An 8575-nucleotide genomic window follows, 5' to 3' on the forward strand; every position below is an offset into this window, starting at 1 on the left:
GATTGGCTCCTGTCGGAGTTAAACCTGTTGGGTACCCACAACTGCAGTAGGTACCCGTGTGACCTGAACAACCACCCTCAGGCTCCCTAAGGCCGGGAGCCTGAGCCGGAACACGATTACTCGTCTTCCAGTTCGATGTTGATACCGAGCGAGCGGATTTCTTTCAACAGTACGTTGAAGGACTCCGGCATGCCAGGTTCCATGCGGTGATCGCCATCCACGATGTTTTTGTACATCTTGGTACGGCCGTTAACGTCATCCGACTTAACGGTAAGCATTTCCTGCAGGGTATAAGCTGCGCCGTATGCTTCCAGTGCCCACACTTCCATCTCACCGAAGCGTTGACCACCGAACTGCGCCTTACCACCCAGCGGTTGCTGAGTAACCAAGCTGTAAGAACCGGTTGAACGGGCGTGCATTTTATCGTCAACCAAGTGGTTCAGTTTCAGCATGTACATATAGCCAACAGTAACCTGGCGCTCGAATTGCTCACCGGTACGGCCATCGAACAGCGTAATCTGACCCGAGGTTGGGATCCCGCCCATTTCCAGCAGTTGCTTGATTTCAGTCTCTTTCGCACCATCAAACACCGGCGTTGCGATTGGCATACCTTTTTTCAGGTTCTCTGCCAGACGCAGTACTTCGTCGTCGGTGAAGGTGTTCAGGTCAACTTTCTGGCAGACATCGTCACCCAGATCGTAAGCCTTTTGAATGAACTCACGCAGCTTAGCCACTTCCTGATGCTGCTTCAGCATTTGGTTGATCTTCTCACCAATACCTTTAGCAGCCATACCCAGGTGGGTTTCCAGGATCTGACCGATGTTCATACGTGATGGTACGCCCAGCGGGTTCAGTACGATGTCAACCGGCGTGCCGTTTTCATCGTAAGGCATATCCTCGATCGGGTTGATCTTGGAGATAACACCCTTGTTACCGTGGCGGCCTGCCATCTTGTCACCCGGTTGGATCTGACGTTTAACGGCCAGATAAACCTTAACGATTTTCAGCACGCCTGGTGCCAGATCATCGCCCTGGGTGATCTTACGACGCTTGGCGTCCAGCTTCTTCTCGAAGTCGGATTTCAGCTCGTCGTACTGCTCTGCCAACTGTTCCAGCTGGTTTTGCTTCTCTTCGTCGGTCAGGCCCAGTTCCAGCCAGCGATCGCGTGGCAGCTTGCTCAGCTTTTCAGCTTCAACGCCACCGGCAACCAGCACTGCATGGATACGCGTAAACAGACCAGCTTCCAGGATTTGCAGTTCTTCAGTCAGGTCTTTTTTCGCCTGCTTCAGCTGCATCTCTTCGATTTCCAACGCACGCTTGTCTTTTTCCACGCCATCGCGGGTGAAGACCTGCACGTCGATAATCGTACCGGAAACGCCGTTTGGTACACGCAGAGAGGAATCTTTAACGTCAGATGCCTTCTCACCGAAGATCGCACGCAGCAGCTTCTCTTCTGGCGTCAGCTGGGTTTCACCTTTTGGCGTTACCTTACCAACCAGAATGTCACCACCGGTCACTTCAGCACCGATATACACGATACCGGATTCATCCAGTTTGGAGAGCGCAGCTTCACCTACGTTAGGGATGTCAGCAGTGATCTCTTCAGGCCCCAACTTGGTGTCGCGAGACACACACGCCAGTTCCTGAATGTGGATGGTAGTGAAGCGATCTTCCTGAACCACACGCTCGGACACCAAGATGGAGTCTTCGAAGTTGTAGCCGTTCCACGGCATGAACGCCACGCGCATGTTCTGGCCCAGTGCCAGTTCACCCAGATCGGTGGACGGGCCATCTGCCAGCACGTCGCCGCGCTCGATTGGCTCACCCAGGTTCACACACGGCATCTGGTTGATGCAGGTGTTCTGGTTAGAACGGGTGTACTTGGTCAGGTTATAAATATCGATACCTGCTTCGCCCGCGTGCATCTCGTCTTCGTTAACTTTGATAACGATACGGGAAGCATCCACGTACTGGATCACACCGCCACGTCGAGCTACGGCGGTAACACCGGAGTCAACAGCTACAGCACGTTCCATACCGGTACCTACCAGCGGCTTATCAGCGCGCAAGGTTGGAACCGCCTGACGTTGCATGTTCGCACCCATCAATGCACGGTTGGCGTCATCGTGTTCCAGGAATGGAATCAGTGAAGCACCAACGGAAACAACCTGCTGGGTTGATACGTCCATATAGTCAACCTGGTCGCGGCTGAACAGGCTTGATTCGCCTTTGCTACGACAGGTGACCAAGTCTTCTACAAAGCGGCCGTCATCATCCAGGTTGGAGTTCGCCTGAGCGATAACGAAGTTGCCTTCTTCAATAGCAGACAGATAGTTGATTTCATCGGTAACCAAACCGTCACGCACACGGCGGTACGGGGTTTCCAGGAAGCCATACTCGTTCGTCTGTGCGTACACGGACAAGGAGTTGATCAGACCGATGTTTGGACCTTCCGGCGTTTCGATTGGACACACGCGACCGTAGTGAGTCGGGTGTACGTCTCGAACTTCAAAGCCGGCACGTTCACGGGTCAGACCGCCTGGGCCCAATGCAGAGATACGACGTTTGTGCGTAATCTCAGACAACGGGTTGTTCTGGTCCATAAACTGAGACAGCTGGCTGGAGCCGAAGAACTCTTTCACCGCCGCCGAAATTGGCTTGGCGTTGATCATGTCCTGTGGCATCAGGGTATCCAGATCGCCCAGGGACAGACGTTCTTTAACCGCACGCTCAACACGTACCAGACCTACACGGAACTGGTTCTCAGCCATTTCGCCGACGGAACGGATACGACGGTTGCCCAAGTGGTCGATATCGTCCACTTCGCCTTTACCGTTACGGATATCGATGAGCTTCTTCATCACTTCAATGATGTCGTCTTTGCTCAGGATGCCCGAACCTTCGATCTCGTCACGCAGCAGAGAACGGTTGAACTTCATACGACCAACCGCAGACAGATCATAGCGGTCTTCAGAGAAGAACAGGTTCTCGAACAGGCTTTCAGCAGCTTCGCGCGTTGGCGGCTCACCAGGGCGCATCATGCGGTAGATTTCTACCAGCGCGCTCAGACGATCACTTGTTGGATCGACACGTACGGTCTCAGAGATGTACGCACCGTGGTCCAGATCGTTGGTGAACAGCGTTTCAATACGCTTGTGGCCTGACTGGCTCAGTTTGGCCAGCAGATCCAGAGACAGCTCCATGTTGGCTGCACAGATCAGCTCACCAGTATTGGTATCGATATAGTCCTTCGCGACCACTTTGCCCGCGATGTACTCAACCGGTACTTCAATACTCTGAATTTCGTCTTTTTCGAGCTGACGGATATGACGAGCGGTGATACGACGGCCTTTCTCAATGTAGATCTTGCCGTTGGCTTCGATATCAAACGAAGCAGTTTCACCACGCAGACGTTCTGGAACCAGCTCCATCTGCAGCTTGTTATCACGGATCTCGAATACGACTTTCGCAAAGAACAGGTCAAGGATCTGTTCAGTGGTGTAGTTCAGTGCACGCAGAATGATAGTCGCAGGCAATTTACGGCGACGGTCAATACGTACAAACAGGTTGTCTTTCGGGTCAAACTCGAAATCCAACCATGAACCGCGGTAAGGGATGATACGTGCGTTATACAGCACTTTACCCGAAGAGTGGGTTTTACCCTTATCGCTGTCAAAGAATACGCCAGGACTACGGTGAAGCTGAGATACGATAACCCTCTCAGTACCGTTGATCACAAAGGTGCCGTTTTCGGTCATGAGCGGAATTTCGCCCATATAGACTTCTTGTTCCTTGATGTCTTTGACCGTACCTTCCGGAGCTTCACGCTCATAGATGACCAGGCGCAGTTTGACGCGCAGCGGTGCAGAGAACGTCACACCACGGATCTGGCACTCTTTGACGTCGAAGACCGGCTCACCAAGACGGTAGCTAACGTATTGCAGCTCCGAATTGCCACTGTAGCTCTGGATAGGGAAAACAGAACGGAATGCAGCTTCTAAGCCGTATTGCCCTTCTGGATCTTGCTCGATAAACTTCTGGAACGAGTCAAGCTGGATAGAAAGGAGATATGGTATGTCCAAAACTTGTGGACGCTTACCAAAATCCTTACGAATACGTTTTTTCTCGGTATAGGAGTAAACCATAGGGTTCCTCAGCTCGCTGGAAAGTCGAACCTATCTGTCCGTCCGGATATAGGACGGTTCACGCAACACCATTTTGTCGACCGGAAAGCGGGAACACTTTCCGCAATACTCGTTTCTATCACGCTTAAATCATTTCGTTGCGCTGTACGGCAGATTTTGCTGCGGCAGGGAGAGCAATATATTAAGTCGTCGATAGAAAGAAATATTGGGGTTAGCCAGTAGCCAAACAGTGTGAAACTCTACTGACGCCCTACAGCGCAAAAAGGCTGGTGACCAAAAAGTCACCAGCCATCAGTCTGTTAGTTAAAACAGACTGCACTCAGAAAGCAGTGGCTTATTTAACTTCAACTTCAGCGCCAGCTTCTTCCAGAGCTTTTTTCAGTGCTTCAGCGTCGTCTTTGCTGATGCCTTCTTTCAGTGATGCTGGTGCAGACTCAACCAGGTCTTTAGCTTCTTTCAGACCCAGGCCAGTTGCGCCACGTACTGCTTTGATTACTGCAACTTTGTTCGCGCCGATACCTTTCAGTACAACGTCGAATTCAGTTTTTTCTTCAACAGCTTCAGCAGCAGCAGCAGGACCTGCAGCTACAGCAGCAGCAGAAACACCGAACTTCTCTTCCATAGCGGCGATCAGTTCAACGATTTCCATTACAGACAGAGCTGCAACGCCTTCGATAATTTGGTCTTTAGTGATAGACATAACAATTGTTCCTAAAATTCAGAAATAGTTTAAATACGTAAGCAACGGATAAGAAAAAGGGCTTATGCCGCTTCTTTCTGATCGCGCAGTGCAGCCAGAGTGCGAACCAATTTGCCAGCAGCGGCTTCTTTCATGGTTGCCATCAGGCGTGCGATTGCTTCATCGTAAGTAGGCAGAGTTGCCAAGCGGTCAATTTGTGCCGCAGGGATCAGCTCACCTTCAAAGGCCGCAGCTTTAATCTCGAACTTTGCATTCGCTTTCGCGAAATCTTTGAACAGACGAGCAGCAGCGCCCGGGTGTTCATGAGAAAATGCAATCAAGGTAGGACCGACGAACGTGTCTTTCAGGCATTCGAATGGAGTGCCTTCAACTACGCGACGCATCAGGGTGTTACGAACAACACGCATGTAAACGCCAGCTTCACGACCTGCTTTACGCAGTTCAGTCATTTTATCAACGGTAACGCCACGAGAATCCGCAACAACCGCAGACAGCGCGCCTTTGGCTACTTCGGTGACTTCAGCAACAATCGCTTGTTTGTCTTGAAGATTTAATGCCATTAGCTTTTTGCTCCTGGATTTAGCCGGGGGAAATCCCCGGCACTCACATCACTCAACACCTTGTGATAAATCACGCAGTGAGAGCGTTCAAACACGGTGAGCAGAATCCAGCAAAGACAATTTAAAATTTTCTTTAGGCTCTGTCACCGTCTACGCAGGAAAGATTAAGTACCTTTCGATACACCTGCGGTCTTGGACGGAGGCCTGGATAGGCCAGGCTCCAACCGAAAAATCTTTTGTTTCACTATGGGCAAGCCAATAGCAAAACCTTGGGGCATAAGATTCTAGACAAATCTTACCCCCAAGTCAAAGCGATAATCGCAGGGCGATTAGTTCGCTACAGCAGTCAGGCCGCTTTGATCGATAGCAACGCCAGCACCCATGGTGGTGGAGAGGCTAACTTTCTTGATGTACACGCCTTTCGCCTGAGATGGTTTTGCTTTTTTCAGCGCAACCAGCAGGGCTTCCAGGTTTTCTTTCAGCTTGTCTGACTCGAAATCAACCTTACCGATAGTGGTATGGATGATGCCGTTTTTGTCGTTACGGTAACGAACCTGACCTGCTTTAGCGTTTTTCACAGCTTCAGCAACGTTCGGAGTAACGGTACCCACTTTCGGGTTTGGCATCAGGCCACGTGGACCCAGGATCTGGCCCAGTTGACCAACAACGCGCATTGCATCTGGAGAAGCAATAACAACGTCGAAGTTCATTTCGCCTTTTTTGATCTGGTCTGCCAGATCTTCCATACCTACCAGCTCTGCGCCAGCAGCTTTAGCTGCTTCAGCGTTAGGGCCTTGGGCAAATACGGCAACGCGAACGGAACGACCGGTGCCGTTTGGCAGAACGGTAGCGCCACGAACGTTTTGGTCAGATTTACGAGCGTCGATGCCGAGGTTAACAGCAACGTCAACGCTTTCTACGAATTTAGCGGTGGCCAGCTCTTTCAGCAGAGCAACAGCTTCGGTGATGTCATACTGTTTAGTAGCATCAACTTTGTCACGGATCACGCGCATGCGCTTGGTCAGCTTAGCCATTTCTTAATCCTCCACTACCAGGCCCATGGAACGAGCAGTACCTTCGATGGAGCGAGTCATCGCTTCAACGTCAGAACCAGTCATGTCCGCAGCTTTGGTTTCTGCGATTTCACGTACCTGAGCACGAGTCACTTTACCTACTTTGTCTTTGTTCGGCTTGCCTGAACCAGACTTGATACCAGCCGCTTTTTTCAGCAGAACTGCTGCTGGCGGGGTTTTGGTAACGAAAGTGAAGGAGCGATCAGAATAAACAGTAATAACAACCGGAATCGGCAGACCTTTCTCAACGCTGTCAGTCTTAGCATTGAACGCCTTACAGAATTCCATGATGTTAACGCCTTGCTGACCCAGAGCTGGACCAACTGGCGGACTTGGGTTAGCCATACCGGCTGCAACTTGCAGCTTAACGTAGGCTTGTACTTTCTTGGCCATTTACAATTCCTCGGTTTGGGTAATATCGCCTCAATAGAGGCTCCCCGTGTTTAACCTCGCTCAATGAGCAAGGTCTATAAAAACAAAAGGCGCGAAATTATAGTTCAATTTCGCGCCTATGGCAAGCGGCAAAAAACCACTTATTGCTGATTAATTGATCAGCCTTTTTCAACCTGAGCAAAGTCCAGTTCCACCGGCGTTGCACGCCCAAAGATGGAAACAGAAACTTTCAAACGGCTCTTCTCGTAATCCACTTCTTCAACAACCCCGTTGAAGTCAGCGAACGGACCATCGTTAACACGGACCAATTCACCCGGCTCGAACAGCGTTTTAGGACGCGGCTTATCACCAACCTGCTGCAGGCGGTTCATAATCGCATCAACTTCTTTATCGCTGATCGGTGCCGGACGGTCAGAGGTACCGCCGATGAAACCCATAACGCGTGGAACGCTACGCACCAAGTGCCAGCTGGCGTCATTCATCACCATCTGGACCAGTACATAGCCCGGGAAGAACTTACGTTCACTTTTACGACGCTGGCCACCACGGATTTCAACGACTTCTTCCGTAGGCACCATGACTTCGCCGAACAGCTCTTCCATATCGTGCAGTTTGATGTGTTCACGCAGCGATTGCGCTACGCGACCTTCAAAACCGGAAAACGCCTGAACGACGTACCAACGTTTTTTTGGAGCTTCAGACATTTTAGAACCTCAGGCCAGTAATAAACGATACCAGACGGACCAGAATACCATCCAGGCCCCACAGAATCAGTGACATCACGGCAGTTACCGCGGCAACGATCAACGTGGTATGTAGCGTTTCCTGACGAGTTGGCCAGATCACCTTGCGCACTTCTGTACGCGCTTCGCGCGCAAACGCGACGGTGGCCTTGCCTTTGGTGGTCATCAGCGCTACAGCGCCAGCAACAGCGATAACCACTACAACAGCCAGCGCACGTAATGGCAGGCTGAAATCACGGTAGTAATAGTTACCGACAATCGCTACAACCAACAGAACGGCGACGATCAGCCACTTAGCCGTTTCCAGGCCGCGCCCGCTCCCTTGAGCCTCGGTATTCGCACTCATAAACCAACCTGTCACAATGAATTCAGAACAGACAACTTTGCCTCGCACAGCAAGACAAACCAAACCGATCAAATGCCGCTCGGCAGCATTTCGGTGTTTTACGCTATGACGTATCTCAGTCAATACGGCTTTAAGAGCCCATCTCACCAATGATTATGACTGCAAAATCGCTGATGAGATAGGTTCTAGTTCACAGCGTAGAAAAAGGGCATCAAATGATGCCCTTTTACCGCGTGTCGCGTCAAACGTTATCAGCGATTAAGCGATAACTTTAGCAACAACACCAGCGCCTACAGTACGGCCGCCTTCACGGATTGCGAAACGCAGACCGTCGTCCATCGCGATTGGGTGAATCAGGGTTACAACCATGTTCACGTTGTCGCCTGGCATTACCATCTCAACGCCTTCTGGCAGTTCGATGGTACCGGTCACGTCAGTTGTACGGAAGTAGAACTGTGGACGGTAGCCTTTGAAGAATGGCGTGTGACGACCACCTTCTTCTTTGCTCAGGATGTACACTTCTGAGTCGAATTTGGTGTGTGGCTTGATTGAACCTGGTTTAGCCAGTACCTGACCACGTTCGATATCTTCACGCTTGATACCACGCAGCAGAAC

Annotated in this window: 8 protein-coding genes; all 8 read right to left on the minus strand. The window is 51.0% G+C overall.

The features are described from left to right. Positions 1-116 precede the first annotated feature (116 nt). Complete coding sequence (gene rpoB, locus AC2FC2_RS25845) at positions 117-4145, minus strand: DNA-directed RNA polymerase subunit beta (RefSeq protein WP_037425757.1); 4029 nt, start codon at positions 4143-4145, stop codon at positions 117-119. 334 nt (positions 4146-4479) lie between these two features. After that, complete coding sequence (gene rplL, locus AC2FC2_RS25850) at positions 4480-4845, minus strand: 50S ribosomal protein L7/L12 (RefSeq protein ID WP_209640422.1); 366 nt, start codon at positions 4843-4845, stop codon at positions 4480-4482. A 62-nt stretch (positions 4846-4907) separates the two neighbouring features. Beyond that, positions 4908-5405: a 50S ribosomal protein L10 gene (gene rplJ / locus AC2FC2_RS25855; RefSeq protein WP_037425754.1), complete on the minus strand. Its 498-nt coding sequence runs from the start codon at positions 5403-5405 to the stop codon at positions 4908-4910. A gap of 329 nt (positions 5406-5734) precedes the next feature. Further along, entirely contained in the window at positions 5735-6439 is a 705-nt protein-coding gene (gene rplA / locus AC2FC2_RS25860; RefSeq protein WP_012004742.1) for a 50S ribosomal protein L1, read from the minus strand. A 3-nt stretch (positions 6440-6442) separates the two neighbouring features. Further along, a complete protein-coding gene (gene rplK, locus AC2FC2_RS25865; protein WP_015376316.1) occupies positions 6443-6871 on the minus strand; it encodes a 50S ribosomal protein L11 in 429 nt (142 codons plus the stop codon). Between the two features lie 158 nt (positions 6872-7029). Continuing rightward, complete coding sequence (gene nusG, locus AC2FC2_RS25870; RefSeq protein ID WP_004953928.1) at positions 7030-7575, minus strand: transcription termination/antitermination protein NusG; 546 nt, start codon at positions 7573-7575, stop codon at positions 7030-7032. A 1-nt stretch (position 7576) separates the two neighbouring features. Further along, positions 7577-7960 carry a preprotein translocase subunit SecE gene (gene secE, locus AC2FC2_RS25875; protein ID WP_020828746.1) on the minus strand — a complete coding sequence of 128 codons (384 nt, stop codon included), beginning with the start codon at positions 7958-7960 and terminating at the stop codon, positions 7577-7579. A 258-nt stretch (positions 7961-8218) separates the two neighbouring features. After that, positions 8219-8575, minus strand: a 357-nt coding sequence (locus tag AC2FC2_RS25880; protein ID WP_490660138.1) for an EF-Tu C-terminal domain-related protein, incomplete at its 5' end; no start/stop codon positions are given.

This window comes from Serratia sp. CoH_122_TC_1 (assembly GCF_058191755.1).